Annotated in this window: 16 protein-coding genes; 15 read left to right on the top strand and 1 reads right to left on the bottom strand. The window is 65.8% G+C overall.

Annotated features, from left to right (window positions below):
* The 8 genes from Q8P38_02780 to hisG all read left to right on the top strand — a co-directional run.
* Positions 1-735: DUF222 domain-containing protein (locus tag Q8P38_02780; GenBank protein MDP4013538.1), on the top strand; the 735-nt coding region annotated here is incomplete at its 5' end.
* Positions 736-1,028: 293 nt separating this feature from the next.
* Positions 1,029-1,691, top strand: coding sequence for a ribulose-phosphate 3-epimerase (rpe, locus tag Q8P38_02775; protein ID MDP4013537.1), 663 nt, complete (start codon positions 1,029-1,031; stop codon positions 1,689-1,691).
* A 34-nt stretch (positions 1,692-1,725) separates the two neighbouring features.
* Positions 1,726-2,739 carry a bifunctional diaminohydroxyphosphoribosylaminopyrimidine deaminase/5-amino-6-(5-phosphoribosylamino)uracil reductase RibD gene (gene ribD / locus Q8P38_02770; GenBank protein ID MDP4013536.1) on the top strand — a complete coding sequence of 338 codons (1,014 nt, stop codon included), beginning with the start codon at positions 1,726-1,728 and terminating at the stop codon, positions 2,737-2,739.
* A gap of 1 nt (position 2,740) precedes the next feature.
* Entirely contained in the window at positions 2,741-3,346 is a 606-nt protein-coding gene (locus Q8P38_02765; GenBank protein ID MDP4013535.1) for a riboflavin synthase, read from the top strand.
* The gene (locus Q8P38_02760) at positions 3,343-4,719 is read left to right on the top strand and encodes a bifunctional 3,4-dihydroxy-2-butanone-4-phosphate synthase/GTP cyclohydrolase II (GenBank protein ID MDP4013534.1); all 1,377 of its coding nucleotides are present in this window, start codon (positions 3,343-3,345) and stop codon (positions 4,717-4,719) included. The genes Q8P38_02765 and Q8P38_02760 overlap by 4 nt, the downstream gene beginning before the upstream one ends.
* Complete coding sequence (gene ribH / locus Q8P38_02755; GenBank protein MDP4013533.1) at positions 4,716-5,210, top strand: 6,7-dimethyl-8-ribityllumazine synthase; 495 nt, start codon at positions 4,716-4,718, stop codon at positions 5,208-5,210. The genes Q8P38_02760 and ribH overlap by 4 nt, the downstream gene beginning before the upstream one ends.
* Before the next feature lie 13 nt (positions 5,211-5,223).
* Entirely contained in the window at positions 5,224-5,487 is a 264-nt protein-coding gene (locus Q8P38_02750) for a phosphoribosyl-ATP diphosphatase (protein MDP4013532.1), read from the top strand.
* A gap of 17 nt (positions 5,488-5,504) precedes the next feature.
* Entirely contained in the window at positions 5,505-6,350 is an 846-nt protein-coding gene (gene hisG / locus Q8P38_02745; GenBank protein MDP4013531.1) for an ATP phosphoribosyltransferase, read from the top strand.
* A gap of 45 nt (positions 6,351-6,395) precedes the next feature.
* Here the strand turns inward: hisG and Q8P38_02740 are convergent, their stop codons facing one another.
* A complete protein-coding gene (locus tag Q8P38_02740) occupies positions 6,396-8,135 on the bottom strand; it encodes an aminotransferase class V-fold PLP-dependent enzyme (protein ID MDP4013530.1) in 1,740 nt (579 codons plus the stop codon).
* Positions 8,136-8,204: 69 nt separating this feature from the next.
* Between Q8P38_02740 and Q8P38_02735 the strand changes: the two genes are divergently transcribed.
* From Q8P38_02735 to Q8P38_02705, 7 genes are all read left to right on the top strand, one after another.
* Positions 8,205-10,424, top strand: coding sequence for an FdhF/YdeP family oxidoreductase (locus tag Q8P38_02735; protein ID MDP4013529.1), 2,220 nt, complete (start codon positions 8,205-8,207; stop codon positions 10,422-10,424).
* 151 nt (positions 10,425-10,575) lie between these two features.
* The gene (locus tag Q8P38_02730) at positions 10,576-11,268 is read left to right on the top strand and encodes a hypothetical protein (protein ID MDP4013528.1); all 693 of its coding nucleotides are present in this window, start codon (positions 10,576-10,578) and stop codon (positions 11,266-11,268) included.
* A gap of 57 nt (positions 11,269-11,325) precedes the next feature.
* On the top strand, positions 11,326-11,574 hold the full coding sequence (locus Q8P38_02725) for a type II toxin-antitoxin system prevent-host-death family antitoxin (protein ID MDP4013527.1): 249 nt from the start codon (positions 11,326-11,328) through the stop codon (positions 11,572-11,574).
* Positions 11,571-11,819: a Txe/YoeB family addiction module toxin gene (locus Q8P38_02720; protein MDP4013526.1), complete on the top strand. Its 249-nt coding sequence runs from the start codon at positions 11,571-11,573 to the stop codon at positions 11,817-11,819. The genes Q8P38_02725 and Q8P38_02720 overlap by 4 nt, the downstream gene beginning before the upstream one ends.
* A gap of 74 nt (positions 11,820-11,893) precedes the next feature.
* Positions 11,894-13,348: a carboxyl transferase domain-containing protein gene (locus tag Q8P38_02715; GenBank protein ID MDP4013525.1), complete on the top strand. Its 1,455-nt coding sequence runs from the start codon at positions 11,894-11,896 to the stop codon at positions 13,346-13,348.
* A gap of 49 nt (positions 13,349-13,397) precedes the next feature.
* Positions 13,398-14,369 carry an ATP-binding cassette domain-containing protein gene (locus Q8P38_02710; GenBank protein ID MDP4013524.1) on the top strand — a complete coding sequence of 324 codons (972 nt, stop codon included), beginning with the start codon at positions 13,398-13,400 and terminating at the stop codon, positions 14,367-14,369.
* A complete protein-coding gene (locus tag Q8P38_02705) occupies positions 14,366-15,214 on the top strand; it encodes an ABC transporter permease (protein ID MDP4013523.1) in 849 nt (282 codons plus the stop codon). The genes Q8P38_02710 and Q8P38_02705 overlap by 4 nt, the downstream gene beginning before the upstream one ends.
* The last annotated feature ends 8 nt before the right edge of the window (positions 15,215-15,222 follow it).

Genomic DNA, 15,222 nt, shown 5'->3' with positions numbered 1-15,222 from the left:
GTGGCGAATCTGGACGTTGAGGCCGCCTTGGAGGTGACCGCCGCTGTGGCTGGGCGGGTCCAGAAGCGGTGGCTGGCTGGTTCCCGGGTGTGGACTTGCGCGGAGGTGCGCCGCACCGCGAAGGGGATCAAACACAATCTCGCGCCGCCTCTGCTGGAGGAGGCCCGCTTGAGGGCCCGCCAGGACCGCCGCGTGGAGCTGCGCGATGAACAAGACGGCATGTGTGAACTACTCGCCCTACTGCCCCAGGAGGAAGGCGGCAGGATCTGGCGGCGCCTAACCGCGATCGCCAAAGGCATGTCCAGTGACGGCACCGGGCGTCGCATAGATCAGATCCGCGCCGACACCCTCACCGACCTAATCCTGAACAACCCCACAAGCGCCCCCACAGGCTCCCCCGCCGCCGGTTCCGCCGCCACCGGTGTTGAGGTCAACGTCGTCGTTGGCTTGGACACGCTACTGGGACTGGCCGAGGACCCTGGCGAGGTGACTGGTTTGGGTCCGGTCCCGGCCGCTGTGGCTCGTGAGCTGGCCGCCGACGGCAAGTGGAGGGCCTGGATCGTGGATGCCGCGTCGTCGACAGTGACGGCGACTGGTTCTCGAACGTATACCCCGGGTGCGGCGTTGGCTCGGTTGGTTCGGGCCCGCGAACCGTATTGCCGCCATCCGGGGGGTACCGCCCGCCGCGAAGCGGTGGGGGAGGTGTCGCCGCCGCTCCCAGGCTTGCGATCTTGATCACGCCGTCCCATGGCCCAAGGGGGCTACCACAGCGGAGAATCTGGGGCCGTTGTGTCGGAGGCATCACGGCTTGAAGACCCACCACGGATGGGACCTAGACCCAGGCCTCGACCCCAAGACCGGGCAAGACTCCGAAGTAGCAGCGAGCGGCTGGACATGGCGGACGCTCCCCCACCGCTTCGCGGCGGGAGGTACCCCCAGCCGGAATCACCATCACCGACAAACCCCCACCGCCACTACTGGAGTAGCGGATACGGGGAACTGCGCGCCGTGGTAGTAGCCTGCCGAACGTGGCTGTTCAGATCTCGCCAAGCATTCTGTCTTGCGACTTCGCCGTCCTGGCCGAGGAGTGCCGACGAGTCGAGTCAGCGTCCGATTGGCTGCACGTGGACGTGATGGATAACCACTTCGTGCCGAACCTGACTATCGGGCTGCCGATCGTAAGAGCGTTGCTGAAGCACGTGGATACTCCCGTGGACTGCCACCTGATGATCGAGGATCCAGATCGTTGGGCCGTCGCCTACGCCGAAGCCGGGGCGGGCATGGTGACGTTCCACGCTGAGGCAGTGCGCGCGCCGATCCGGCTGGCGCGTGAGCTGCGGGCTGTGGGAGCACGTGCCGGCCTGGCGTTGAAGCCGGCCACCGCCGTCGAGCAGTACGCTGACCTGCTGCCTGAGATCGACATGCTGTTGCTCATGACCGTGGAGCCGGGTTTCGGTGGCCAGGCGTTTCTCGACGCTGTGGTTCCCAAGATTCGCCGGGCCAGCCAGTTGATCAAGGGCTCGAATGTGTGGCTGCAGGTCGACGGTGGAGTTTCCGCGGACACGATCGGAGCCTGTGCTGAGGCTGGGGCGGATGTGTTCGTCGCTGGCAGCGCCGTCTTCGGGTCAAACGATCCGGACCGCGCGATCCGTGAGCTGCGTGCCATCGCGGAGCGTGCGGCCACCACGTAGCCACCATCTGGCTAAACGCTGCGAGAATGGGACCGTGGATGAGAAGGCCGCGCTGCGCCGTGCGATCGAACTCGCGGCCAATTCCCCCGACACGCGCCCTAACCCAAGGGTCGGCTGCGTGATTCTGGACGGCGACGGATGCGTTGTCTCGGAGGGCTGGCATGAAGGCGCGGGTGGCCCGCACGCCGAGGTTGTGGCTTTGCGAGCAGCCGGTCAACGCTCCCGGGGAGCGACTGCCGTCGTGTCGCTGGAGCCCTGTGATCATCACGGGCGCACCGGGCCGTGCTCGGCGGCCTTGATCGAGGCAGATGTTTCGCGCGTCGTCTTCGCCCAGGCCGATCCGAATCCTGCAGCATCCGGAGGCGCCGACCGCCTGAGAGACGCCGGTGTCGCCGTCGAGGGTGGCCTGATGGCAGAGGAGTCGGCGGCCGTCAACCCGCACTGGACCTTCGCCATGTCAAGCGGGCGCCCGTTCGTCACGTGGAAGACCGCGGCCACTTTGGACGGGCGGGTAGCCGCGCGGGACGGGTCCAGCCGCTGGATCAGCGGCCCCGAATCCCGCGAGGAGGTTCACCAGCTCAGGGCTGAAGCTGACGCTGTACTGATCGGCACAGGCACGCTTCTGGCGGACGATCCCCGGTTATCTGCACGGCCGCGAGGCGGGAGCGCCAAACGTCAGCCTCTACGAGCGGTGATGGGTCAACGCTCGGTGCCAGCCGCTGCTCGGATCCGTGAAACGGAGGGATTCCTGCGGCTGAGAACCCGCGAGCCAGCCGAGGCTTTGAGTGAGCTGTATGCGCTGGATGTCCACCACCTGCTGCTCGAAGGTGGCCCCACCCTGGCGACAGCCTTCTTGCGCGCCGGTGTCGTGGACCGCGTCGTTTGGTACGCAGCCCCCGCTCTGCTTGGTTCCGGACCTGGAGCGATTGCAGACCTGGGGATCGGGTCGGTTGACGGGGCGCGCAGGTTCGAGCTGTCCGCCGTCGCGCGCGTCGGAGATGATGTTCGGCTAGACCTGTTGCCGTTGTCGCCGGGAGCGAGGATCTGAGATGTTCACCGGAATCGTGGAGGAAGTTGGCCGGGTCGACGCGCTCGATGCCGCCGGTGAAGGAATGCGCATGTCGATCGCAGCCCAGCGAGTGGTCGCCGGGACTGCGTTGGGTGATTCGATCTGCGTATCAGGGGTCTGCTTGACGGTCGCGGCGATCTCGGACACAGCCTTCGTCGTCGACGTAATGCCCGAAACGCTCTCGCGGACCAAGCTCGGCCTGCTGCGGCTCGGAGATCCGGTGAACCTGGAGCGTGCCGTGACACCCGCTACGCGGTTGGGCGGGCACATCGTGCAGGGTCACGTTGACGGCGTCGCATTAGTGGTTCGGCGCGACAGGTCCGAGCGCTGGGACACGTTCCGGTTCGCCTTGCCACAGGGCACCGAGTCGTACCTGGTCGAGAAGGGCTCTGTCGCGGTCGATGGAGTTTCGCTGACCGTTGTTGGAATCGGCGCGGATCATGGCGGACACTGGTTCTCGGTGTCGTTGATTCCCACGACGCTGGCGCAGACCACACTCGGGGGGCTGGCCGTTGGCGACAAGGTGAACCTGGAGGTCGACGTGATCGCGAAATACGTTGAGCGGCTAACCGCGGACCTCACTTGATCCCCGCTGACCGACTGCTGTCGGCCGACGCCAAAGCCAAAGCCAAGCCCGGCGCCGATACGGGTCGGCGTGGCCGTCACGGCACGCCGGTCGCGGCGAGTCAGGAAGATGAAGTCCGGCTAGACCCCGTGTCCGCCGCGGTCGACGCGATCACGGCCGGTCGCCCCGTGGTAGTTGTGGATGACGCGGACCGCGAGAACGAAGGCGATCTGATCTTCGCCGCGTCCAAGGCAACACCGGAACTGTTGGCGTTCGTGATCAGGCACACATCCGGAGTGATCTGCGCCCCGATGCCGACCACGATCCTGGACCGGCTCGATCTGCCGCCGATGACGTCGGTGAACCAGGACCGCAAGCAGACGGCCTACTCCGTGTCGGTGGACGCACGCGATGGGATCTCAACGGGGATCTCGGCTTTGGACCGCGCTCACACGCTGCGAGTCCTGGCTGACTCGGCAACCGAGCCGTGGGAGTTGACGCGCCCTGGCCACGTGTTCCCGCTAAGGGCCGTGCCCGGAGGCGTGCTGCGGCGAGCGGGCCACACAGAGGCCGCCGTCGACCTAGCGAGATTGGCGGGTTACACCGGCGTCGGGGCCATCTGTGAGCTGGTCAACGACGATGGCACGATGATGCGCTCCCGGGCCTGCCGGGAATTCGCGGACGACAACGGCCTGACGATGATCTCGATCGCTGACTTGATCGCATATGTGCGTCGCAACGAGTGCCAGATCGAGCGAGTCATCGAGACGTCGCTGCCGACACGGTTCGGGGAGTTCCGAGCGGTCGGATTCCGGTCGACCGTCGATGGATGGGAGCACGTCGCCCTGGTCATGGGGGACATCGCGGATGGCGAGGACGTACTAGTGCGCGTTCATTCGGAGTGCTTGACCGGCGACGTCCTCGGGTCGTTGCGTTGCGACTGCGGGCCGCAGCTCCACGCGGCATTGGAAGCCGTCGCGCTTCAGGGTCGTGGCGTCGTGTTGTACCTGCGCGGGCATGAGGGTCGCGGCATCGGGTTGCTTCAGAAACTGCACGCCTACAGCCTGCAGGAGTCGGGTCGGGACACCGTTGACGCGAATCTTGACCTGGGTTTGCCAGTGGATTCTCGCGAATACGGAACCGGAGCGCAGATCCTGGTGAACCTGGGCGTCAAGACCCTGCGTTTGCTCACCAACAACCCGGCGAAGCGCGCCGGCCTTGAAGGTCATGGTCTGTCGATCATCGACCGAATCCCCTTGGTCGTGGGTGTCAATGACTTGAACGAGTCTTACCTGACGACCAAGCGCGACCGGATGGGCCACCAGTTCGTGGGCCTCGAATCCGGGCGGACAGGCGAACCCGAAGACACAGGCGACGCTGGGGGAGTGGCATGACCGGCCCCAGACCGAAAGAGTTGCGGGTGGACGCGAGCGACGTGACCGTCGCCGTCATTGGCGCGTCCTGGCACCCGGACGTCATGGAGGGCCTACTGGCTGGGGCGTTGAGAGCCGCGGAACGATGTGGCGTCGAGCCTTTCGTGATCCGCGTGCCGGGGGCGTTCGAGCTTCCGGTGGCTGCCAGGAGGGCTGCCGACGCGGGTTTCGACGCGGTCGTCGTACTAGGAGCCGTGATCCGGGGAGGCACGCCGCACTTCGACTATGTATGTTCCAGCGTGTCCTCGGGGTTGATGCGCGTCAGCGTCTCCGCGGGCGTCCCAGTCGGTTTCGGAGTCCTGACGTGCGACGATGTCGAACAGGCGCTTGACCGGGCAGGACTCCCGGGCAGCAGCGGGGACAAGGGCGCCGAGGCCTTCGATGCCGCCGTGGCGACGGTGCTGGGCCTGCGCCGCATGCCGCGCGTACAACGGTCAGCCGGATTCTCGTGATCAGGAGCCTGTCATGAAGTCATTCGAGGAGCTTTTCGCCGAGCTGCAGAGCAGAGCCGCCCAAAGGCCGACTGGGTCGGCAACTGTGGCGTTGCTGGACTCGGGCGTCCACGGTGTCGGAAAGAAGATTGTCGAAGAGGCCTCCGAGACATGGATGGCCGCCGAGCACGAGGGGCCTGAGCGAACCGCCGAGGAACTGGCCCAGTTGCTGTACCACTGCCAGGTCCTCATGCTGGCCGCTGGGATCGGGCTGGAAGACGTGTACCGCTACCTGTAGCGGCGAGGAGGATACGAATGCTACGAGTCGCTCTGCCTAACAAGGGCCAGCTCGCCGAGCCCGCCAAGGCCGTGATCGCTGAGGCCGGCTACTCAGTGGCGCGCGGCCCGCGGGAGCTAGTCGTGACCGACGAGCAGAACAACGTCGAGTTCTTCCTCCTGCGCCCCAGGGACATCGCCACGTATGTCGGCACCGGGACGCTGGACCTGGGAATCACGGGACGCGACATGCTCCGGGACTCCGGGGCGCCCGTGGATGAGCGGCTCGCCCTGGGATTCGCGCCGTCAACATTCCGCCTGGCCGCTCCCGTGGGGCGCGTCGGCCAGATCGGCGACTTCTCCGGGTTCCGGATCGCCACGTCGTACCCGCGAGTCCTGGCAGATTTCCTAAGCCGGGAGGGTATCGAGGCGTCTGTCGTCCATCTGGACGGAGCGGTGGAGAACGCTGTAGCTCTCGGTGTGGCTGACGCCATAGCGGACGTCGTAGACACGGGCAGCACTTTGCGCGCAGCGGGCCTGGAGACAGTTGGCGAGCCGATCCTGCGAAGCGAAGCACTGCTGGTCGGGCGCACCGGAGCGACACTGTCACCAGACGCGGAAGTGTTCGTGCGCCGACTGCAGGGAGTGCTCACCGCCAGGGCCTACGTGCTCGTCGACTACGACATCCCGCTGGATCGCGTCGAGGTCGCCTGCGAGCTGACGCCGGGGCTGGAATCGCCGACGGTCTCGCCGCTTCGTGAGCAGGGCTGGGCGGCGGTGCGGGCGGTCGTGTTGAAGCGGGACGTGCACCAGGTCATGGATCGCCTGGCGGACTTGGGTGGGCGGGGAATACTGGTAACGAAGATCACCGCCTGTCGGCTCTAGGCCCGGCTCGAGGCGCTCGCTCGTCCGGTCCGGCGATCGGCGTGGTCAAGGCCGCAGACACACCGGCGGCAGATCGAACCACCGCAACTGATCGAAGTCTTCCCTCACGAGCCCGGCCGCGACCAGCTCTGAGTCGCTGGTCGGTTCGGTGCTTGGAACCGCGTCGGCCAGGATTTGGCGTCCTCGCTCAAGGTAGCCAGCCAGAGCCGATTCATCGGCCAAGTCGTCGTGGTGTGGGTAGGTCAGGCGGCCGTCGGTGTCGTAGGTGAGCTGGCTGAGTCGTAGCGGCGGTTCCGCCGGGCCCTCGCGGTGCCGCCACAGACCGGTGAGCGGATCGAACGCGTAGTCGCCGAGAATCCGCCAACCGTTCTCGGCCACGAGCTGAACCGCTTCCACTATGTAGCGGAAGACCACTTCGGAGATGAAGTAGTTGAAGTTGACGCGGACCCATCCTGGCTTGATCCCCTCGCAGCCAAGCTTGACCTCATTCTCGAACTCCCGGCTGGCTTCGATGTCGATTCCGAGGAGCCGGTGTCCGTAAGGCCCGGCGCAGGAACAGCCTCCCCGGGATTGGATTCCGAAGAGATCGTTGAGCATCGCGACGGCGGCGTTGTGATGCAGATACCCGTTTTCCGTGTGAATCGCGAATGACACGATCGAGATCCGCTCAGCCTTCTGATTGCCCAGAATTTCGATAGCCGGGTGAGCACTCCAAGCGGTCATGGCACGCCGGACGAAGTCGTTCTCACGCGCGCGTATCGTGTCGACACCCACTGCGGCCTTCAGTTGCATGACGAGCCCCGCGCGGATGGCTTCGACTATCGCCGGTGTGCCGGCTTCCTCGCGCTGGACGACGTCGGACAGATACACGTGATCATCGGAGTTCACGAACAGCACCGATCCCCCGCCGACGACATCGGGCACCGAATTGGTCAACAGAGCTTTGCGGGCAACGAGAACACCGGGGGTCTCTGGGCCGCCGATGAACTTGTGCGGCGAGAAGAAGATCGCGTCCACCGCCAGCGCCGGGTCGTTGCCGGGGGCGACCGAGATGTCGACGTAGGGGGCAGCCGCAGCGAAATCCCAGAACGACAGCGCGCCGTGTTCGTGCAGTTTCGCGGTGATCCCTGGGATGTCCGAGACGATGCCGGTGACGTTGCTGGCGGCGCTGAAGGACCCGATCCGCAACGGACGGTCGGCGTGCCGGACGAGAGCTACCTCAAGAGCGGACATGTCGATGCGTCCGTCAGGATCCTCAGGGATCGGGACGACGTCGGCGATGGATTCGCGCCACGGAAGTTCGTTGCTGTGGTGCTCGTAAGGTCCGATGAACACCACGGGTCGCTCGGCGGCCGGGATGGCGTCTGAAAGGTGATACCGAGCATTCAGGTCCGCTGGTAGCCGAAGGTTGAGCATCCCGACTAGTTTGTCGATCGCGCCCGTCGTTCCCGCTCCGGCGAAGATAACCGCGTAGTCGTCGTTGGCCCCAACGCCTTCGGCGACAAGACGCCTGGCATCCTCCCGCAGTCTGGTGGTTTGCAGGCCGGTGCCGCTGCTCTCGGTGTGCGTGTTGGCGTACCTGGGCAGCACTTCCGTGCGGATGAAATCCTCGATGAACGTAAGCGCACGGCCGCTGGCGGTGTAGTCGGCATAGGTGATACGCCTCGGCCCGTACGGGCCTGGCATCACTTGGTCGTCGCCTATCACTGACTCGCGGATTCGCGACAGTAGCGGGGATCGGGGCAGTAGCGGGTCCGCTGTAGGGATGTCGGTCGATGACGCCATGATTCTCACCCTAGGGCGGTCGCCCCGCCGAGCGCGCGCGAGCCAGCCGACCTCGGTACCGTCGACTTCGTGGTCGAGTCTTCCGCGGCGCCGGTTCACGGTCGCTCAGTGGCTGGGGGCGGCGGTCTGCCCGCGATTCTCTATTCGCTCAAGGCCGCCCGTGCCAGTGGCGGCTACAGGCAGATGTGGCGGGCGCTGCGAAGCAAGAACACCTGCAAGACCTGCGCCCTTGGCATGGGTGGCCAAGAAGGCGGCATGGTCAACGAAGTGGGCCATTTCCCCGAGGTATGCAAGAAGGCGTTCCAGGCGCAGGCCGGGGACATGCGAACGTCGATTCCCGATTCCTTCTGGCCCGCCACGAGCGTGTCGAAGATGCGTCAATACTCGCCGTTACAGATGCAGGCCTTGGGACGACTGACCACGCCTGTGTTTCTGCCGGAAGGCTCGGATCATTACGAATCAGTGGGCTGGGATGACGCCTTGGGTCTCATCGCTGACGAGCTGGGCGGGACCGCGCCGGACGAAACGTTCTGGTACGCGAGCGGGCGCGCCTCGAATGAGGCCGGATTCCTGATCCAGCTTCTTGCCCGTTGCTACGGAACGAACAACGTCAGCAACTGCAGCTCTTACTGCCATCAGGCGAGCGGCGTTGGGATGACCGGGATGCTCGGGACCGCTACGGCCACTGTCGAGTTAGACGACGTGGAGCACGCCGATCTGGTGTTCGTGATCGGGGGGAATCCAGCAAGCAATCACCCGCGACTGATGAACACGTTGAAGCGGGTGCGCCGCCGCGAGGGTCATGTTGTCGTGATCAATCCGATTGTGGAATCGGGGCTCGTGCGCTTCCGTGTTCCCAGCGATCCGGCGAGTTTGCTGACGGGAACGCGGATCGCATCGGAGTATGTACAGCCGAATATCGGGGGCGACCTGGCCTTGCTGACGGGCATCGCCAAGCGGGTCGTGGAGATCGGCGGCCATGACCAGGAGTTCCTCGCCGCGCACTGCGATGGCTGGCCGGAGTTGATGTCCCATTTGGCCGACCAGGACTGGCCAACGCTCGAAGCCGCGTCTGGAGTCACCAGGGCGCGGATGGACACGATCGCCGGCAGGTACGCGGACGCGAAGAACGTGGTTTTCTGCTGGACCATGGGGATTACTCATCACGCCAACGGCGTGGCCAACGTGGAGGCTATCGCCAATCTCGCCCTCCTGCGAGGCATGGTCGGTCGCCGTCACGCCGGATTGCTGCCACTGCGCGGGCAGAGCAATGTTCAAGGCGTTGGTTCGATGGGAGTGAGTTCGCGGCTCAATGACGCGGCTGCGCGAGCCCTGACCAACAAGTACGGACTGACCCTGCCAACCGAGCCGGGCTGGGACACGATCGCCAGCATTCGGGCCGCCCACGACGGGAAGGCGAAGGTCGGAGTGTGTCTGGGTGGCAACCTCTACGGCGCGAGCCCCGATGCTCGCTGGGCCGCCGAGGCCCTGGGCAAGCTGAGCCTGCTGGTTCATGTGAGCACGTCGATGAACACCGGACATGTCCGTGGCACGGGCCAGCGGACTGTGATTCTTCCCGCGCTTCCTCGTGACGAGGAGCCGGACAAGACCACTCAGGAATCGATGTTCAGTTTCGTGCGGCTCAGCGATGGCGGCCCGGCCAGGCACTCAGGTCCGCGCAGCGAGGTTGTGATCTTGTCGCAGCTCGCTCAGCTCATGCCCGCGCTGGCGACTGGCGTGGGCGGCGCCCTGGATTGGGCGGCGCTGCGTCATCCCGGCGGCGTGCGCGAGCTGATAGCCGATGTGGTGCCGGGCTACGCGCCGATCAGCGGCATCGACGGTGAGGGGGGCGAGTTCGCGGTTCCGGGCCGGGTCAGACACGAACCGAAGTTCGCAACGCGGTCCGGGCGCGCCATCCTGAAGACATACAACATCCCGGACGCGTCCTGTGGACCCGATGAGATGCGTCTTATGACCATTCGCTCGGAGGGTCAGTTCAACACCGTCGTTTTCGAAGACCATGACCTTTACCGGGGGATAGGCCGCCGTGACGTTCTACTGATTCACCCCGATGACCTCGCGCGGCTCGGTATCTCGGACGAAGCTGCGATCAACGTGCGAAGCTCGGTTGGCCAGATGGCCGTTCTAGCCGCCGCCTTCGATGGCATCCGCCCGGGCAACGTCGCCATGTACTACCCGGAGGCCAATTCGCTCGTCCCCGACGACGTCGATCCCCGATCGGGAACGCCCGCGTTCAAGTCCGTGCCGGTGCGGGTGTGGCTGGCTTGACCGCGGAGCGGGTGGCGCCCGCGGGTGGGGAGTCTGGGTGTTGGAGAATTGGGTAGTTCGCACCGGGACCTGACAACCGCTGGGGGGCTGATCTGTGGCTAGCGATCCGCCAGGCGGGCGAGCCCGTCCACATCGTTCGGTCCACCGGACTATGGGGGTCACGCTGCTGGGGCTTGTGACGGCTGGCAGGTTCACTTCCGGCGAAGCGCGGGTGCTGTCCGCTCCGGGTGCGCCCATTCCGGCTGAGCCACTGGCGGATGTATTCCTGGGGATACTCGACCTCGCGCTCGAGATGGTCCAACGCTTGTCGCAGGGCGCCAGGAGTCTGGCTGGACCCCCGGTTCGTGTTGCCCAGGACCCAGTAGCTTCGGCTCTGGCCGGGCCTGTCGGTGCGGCGGTGCGGGTAGTCGGTGTGGTGACCCGCCCCCTGGCCGAGCGAGGCGCGAGACTGCGCGCCGAAGCTGAGCATGAAGCCGCCGAGGCCCTCTCGGCGGCGTTGCCCGAGACAGTGGGCGCTGTCCTCGCCGAGATCGACCTGACCGGGTTCGTTGTCGACCACCTAGATCTGGCTCGTGTCGTGGACGCCAGCTTGGATGAGGTGGACCTGACCGAGTTGGCGCTGCGGCGGTTGGATCTTGGTCGCGTAGTGGACGCGACGCTCGATGAGGTCGACGCGCTGTCGCTGGCGCGTGACCGACTGGACCCAGTGCGGGTGGCGGCGTATCTGCGGGACAACGTGGACCTCGGGGAAGCCTTGCGGTCTGCCCCTGGCGCGATGGCCGGTGAGGCGGTCCGCGGGGTGCGCGAAACCATGGGCAAGATCCTGACATCCGGGCGCACCTGAAGCCGGGGACGGGGCCTTGGGGGTGGTACGATTTCTTGTACCAAGGAGGTTTATTTCATGGCTGTCACCGCAAGCGAGGCTCGCAGGTTGCTCTTCCCGCTAATAGAGCAGGTCAATGCCGACCAGGAACCGGTCGAGATCCTGTCCAAGCGTGGTACGGCCTTCCTTGTCTCCGAGGCACAGTTCCGTTCCATGCAGGAAACCGCCTACCTCCTGCGCTCCCCGGCCAATGCGGCGCACCTGGCGGCGAGCATCGCCGAGGCGGACGCTGGGCAGGCTGAAGGCCACGAGTTGCTCGAGGCATGAGGATCGTCTTCACACGAAGCGGTTGGGACGACTACGTCTCGTGGGCTGACGACAAGACGCTCAAGCGCATCAATCGGCTGATCGCCGAATGTTCTCGCGACCCAGCTGTCGGCATCGGCAAGCCCGAGCCGCTTACGCAGCAGCTCGCCGACTATTGGTCGAGGCGCGTGACTAGTGAACATCGCCTCGTGTACCGGGTCAGAGGCGAGGACCTGATCATCATTCAGGTCCGTTACCACTACTGAGCGGGGATGTCGTCGGGTCCATGTTCCGGCCGAATCCAAGCCGGGCGGGGCGCCTGGATGCCTAAGGTGGCGGAATGGAGCGCATTTCGACGGCCACGATGCTGGCAGTACTGACCGACGAAGGTAGTTGGCGGTCTTGGGACGAAACTCCGTTGGATCATGGGTTCAGTCCCGAGTACCGAGCGGAACTTGACGCGGCCCGGGGCGCGACCGGAGTCGACGAGGCCGTGACAACCGGCTCCGCCACCATCAACGGTCACGCCGCCGCGATCATCGCGGGCAACTTCGACTTCCTGGCCGGAACCGTCGGCCGGTCCGCCGCCGTCAGGATCATCGCGGCGTTCGACCGGGCGTGCTCAATGGGGCTGCCTGTGGTAGGTCTGCCGATCTCGGGTGGGACGCGGATGCAGGAGGGAACTCCCGCTTTCCTGATGATGGCCGGGATAGCGGCGGCGGTTGGTATGCATCGCGGGGCCGGGCTGCCGTATCTGGTCTACCTGCGACACCCCACAACCGGAGGCGTCTTCGCCACATGGGGTTCGCTCGGCGACGTGACGTACGCGCAGCCTGGGGCCCTGATCGGATTCCTCGGCCCTCGCGTCTACGAAGGGATCTACGGTCGGAAGTTCCCGGCCGACGTGCAGGTGTCGGAGGCGCTCGCGTCCGCCGGAGTGATCGACGGGGTCGCGAGTCCCGAGGAGTGGCGCGGGAAAGTCGCGGATCTTCTTCACTGCTGGTCCTCGCGGGAAGGGGAGGCGGCGGCCGGTGGCGGGTCTGGTCCGGCAGCGACCGCGGAGGCACAGCCCGACGCGTGGGCCAGCGTCACAGCCACGCGCGATCCTCGGCGCCCTGGCGTCAACGAGCTAACGGCTGCCGCGGACCGGGTCGTGACGCTATCCGGGACGGGCGCGGGGGAGTCGGCCGTGGCCACGGTGCTCGCGGTAGCGCGATTCGCAGGGGTCGGCTGTGTTGTCGTCGGCCAGGACCGCTCCGCTCAGATTGAAGGGAGACTCATAGGTCCGGCGGACCTGCGGGTCGCACTCCGCGGAATCGCTTTGGCCGTGCGGTGGCGGCTGCCGCTGGTGACAATAGTTGACACTCAGGGAGGGGAGCTGAGCGCCGAAGCCGAGCTGGGTGCGATGGCAGGGGAGATCGCCCGGTGCCTCGCCGACATGGCCTCGGCCGAAGTCCCAACACTGTCGCTGTTGCTCGGGGGAGGAGCGGGGGGAGCGGCGATCGCCCTAGTCCCGGCGGACCGGGTTCTGGCCGTCCCGGACGCGTGGATTACGCCGCTGCCGCCGGAGGGAGCGTCCGTCATCAGGTATCGGACCCCAGATCGCGCGGCGGAATTGGCCGGATCGCAGCGCATCACCGTTCAGGAGCTCATGCAGATTGGCTTGGTTGACCGGATCGTGGAGGCTCCCGAAGATGGTTGGGCCGCTGGAGTCGCTGTGGCAGTCGGCGATGAACTCGGCCGACTCGCGGGCCGGGACGTTGACCTCGCTGCCCGCGCCGCCCGCTGGTCCTGAGTCGTGATCTTGCCCCCTCGCCTCGGGCTTCTACGGCAGGATGTCGATCATGCACGCGATTGAGGCTCGGGGACTCGTGAAGGTCTTCGGCTCGCGGCGCGGCGACGTCCGCGCGCTCGACGGCGTCGACCTGACGGTCCCAGAGGGTTCGGTGCTGGCGCTCCTCGGCCCGAACGGGGCGGGGAAGACAACGGCGGTTCGCGTCCTGACAACGCTCCTGACGCCAACGGCGGGAACCGCGTCGGTCGCCGGCTTCGACGTCGTCAAGCAGGCGGAGGACGTTCGCCGCCGCATCGGGCTTTCCGGGCAGTACGCGGCGGTCGATGAGTACCTGACCGGCCGGGAGAACCTGAAGATGATCGCCCGCCTTTATCATCTCGGCAAGAGACGAGCGGGGGAGCGGGCTGACGCGCTTCTGGACCGCTTCGCTCTGTCTGACGCTGCCGACCGTCAGGTCAAGGGGTACTCAGGCGGGATGCGGCGGCGCCTGGACTTGGCCGGATCCCTTGTGGCCCAGCCTCCGGTGCTGTTCCTTGACGAGCCGACGAGCGGTCTCGATCCGCGCAGTCGGATGGCTCTGTGGGAGGTGATCGCCGAGTTAGTGCGGGACGGAACCACGTTGCTGCTTACGACGCAGTACCTGGAAGAAGCCGACGTACTCGCTGACGAGATCGCGGTCATCGATCGTGGCAAGGTCATCGCGCGGGGCTCGTCCGAGGAACTGAAGTCCCAGGTCGGTGGGGAGCGCCTCGAGCTGGTCGTCCAGGAGCGGGACCAGCTTGCGGCGGTGGCCGATATCCTGCGCGCTCTCGGTCAGGACGAGCCAACGGTTGACGCGGACGCCCGCCAAGTCACCGTGGCAGTCGGGCGGGGCTCGCAGTCGCTGGTTGAGGCGATTCGAGCTCTCGACGACGGGCACATCACGCTGCTTGACGTGGCGCTGCGACGACCGACGCTGGACGATGCATTCCTGGCCCTGACGGGGACGAGTACCGAAGCTGGCGACGAGGACGTGGCATGAGCACTGTTTCTCAGCAGGTTGAGCACCTCCGGCCCCTCCCGCATTCACGCCTGAGCGGGGCCATAGGCGACACGCTCACGATCAGCCGACGCAATCTCACCCGGCTGTTCCGGGTTCCGGATTCGATCGTGTTCGGGATCGTCCAGAGCGTCATGTTCGTCCTGCTGTTCACATATGTGTTCGGCGGTGCGATCGCTGTCCCAGGCGAGTCGTATGTCGAGTTCCTGATGGGCGGGATCTTCGTCCAAACAGTCGCTTTCTCGTCTGCCACGACCACGATCTCAATGGCTGAGGATCTGCAGCGCGGAATCATCGACCGCTTCCGGTCGCTCCCGATGGCGAAGGGTGCGGTGCTCGCTGGGCGCACGGTCTCAGACCTCGCGTTCTCGGGTGTCACTGTCGCCGCCATGGCAATCACTGGCCTGCTCGTAGGGTGGCGAACGCACTCAAGCGTGGCCGATATCGTCGCCGGCATCGCTTTGCTGTTTCTGTTCGCCTACTCGTTCTTGTGGATCGGCGCCGTCATCGGCATGAGCGTGCGCAGTCCAGAGATAGCCCAGACCGCGGGGCTGATCTGGCTCTTCCCCCTGACATTCATCTCCAACGCGTTTGTCCCATTGGAGACAATGCCGACCTGGCTGCAGCCTGTGGCTGAGTGGAACCCGATCTCGTCAGTAGTTCTCGCGGTCCGCGAGTTGTTCGGGAACCTTCCCGCTGGCTATGACGCTGGCGGGTCGTTCCCCATGCAGTACCCGATCCTGATGTCGGTTGTGTCGTGCCTGGTCCTGCTGGCGGTGTTCATCCCACTGGGAATCGCCCGGTACCGCAAGTCGGCCTCGCGCTGACGCTCGCC

The organism is Candidatus Nanopelagicales bacterium (genome assembly GCA_030700225.1).
Classification (GTDB): domain Bacteria; phylum Actinomycetota; class Actinomycetes; order S36-B12.
The sequence above is the reverse complement of the archived record's forward strand: the minus strand, read 5'-3'. Positions and strand labels throughout refer to the sequence as shown.

What these genes read in the sequence shown, in the direction of transcription:
- Q8P38_02765 (MDP4013535.1), top strand. Translation starts at nt 2,741, where the DNA reads ATGTTCACCGGAATCGTGGAGGAAGTTGGCCGGGTCGACGCGCTCGAT.
- ribH (MDP4013533.1), top strand. Translation starts at nt 4,716, where the DNA reads ATGACCGGCCCCAGACCGAAAGAGTTGCGGGTGGACGCGAGCGACGTG.
- Q8P38_02750 (MDP4013532.1), top strand. Translation starts at nt 5,224, where the DNA reads ATGAAGTCATTCGAGGAGCTTTTCGCCGAGCTGCAGAGCAGAGCCGCC.
- hisG (MDP4013531.1), top strand. Translation starts at nt 5,505, where the DNA reads ATGCTACGAGTCGCTCTGCCTAACAAGGGCCAGCTCGCCGAGCCCGCC.
- Q8P38_02740 (MDP4013530.1), bottom strand. Translation starts at nt 8,135, where the DNA reads ATGGCGTCATCGACCGACATCCCTACAGCGGACCCGCTACTGCCCCGA.
- Q8P38_02730 (MDP4013528.1), top strand. Translation starts at nt 10,576, where the DNA reads ATGGGGGTCACGCTGCTGGGGCTTGTGACGGCTGGCAGGTTCACTTCC.
- Q8P38_02725 (MDP4013527.1), top strand. Translation starts at nt 11,326, where the DNA reads ATGGCTGTCACCGCAAGCGAGGCTCGCAGGTTGCTCTTCCCGCTAATA.
- Q8P38_02720 (MDP4013526.1), top strand. Translation starts at nt 11,571, where the DNA reads ATGAGGATCGTCTTCACACGAAGCGGTTGGGACGACTACGTCTCGTGG.
- Q8P38_02715 (MDP4013525.1), top strand. Translation starts at nt 11,894, where the DNA reads ATGGAGCGCATTTCGACGGCCACGATGCTGGCAGTACTGACCGACGAA.
- Q8P38_02710 (MDP4013524.1), top strand. Translation starts at nt 13,398, where the DNA reads ATGCACGCGATTGAGGCTCGGGGACTCGTGAAGGTCTTCGGCTCGCGG.
- Q8P38_02705 (MDP4013523.1), top strand. Translation starts at nt 14,366, where the DNA reads ATGAGCACTGTTTCTCAGCAGGTTGAGCACCTCCGGCCCCTCCCGCAT.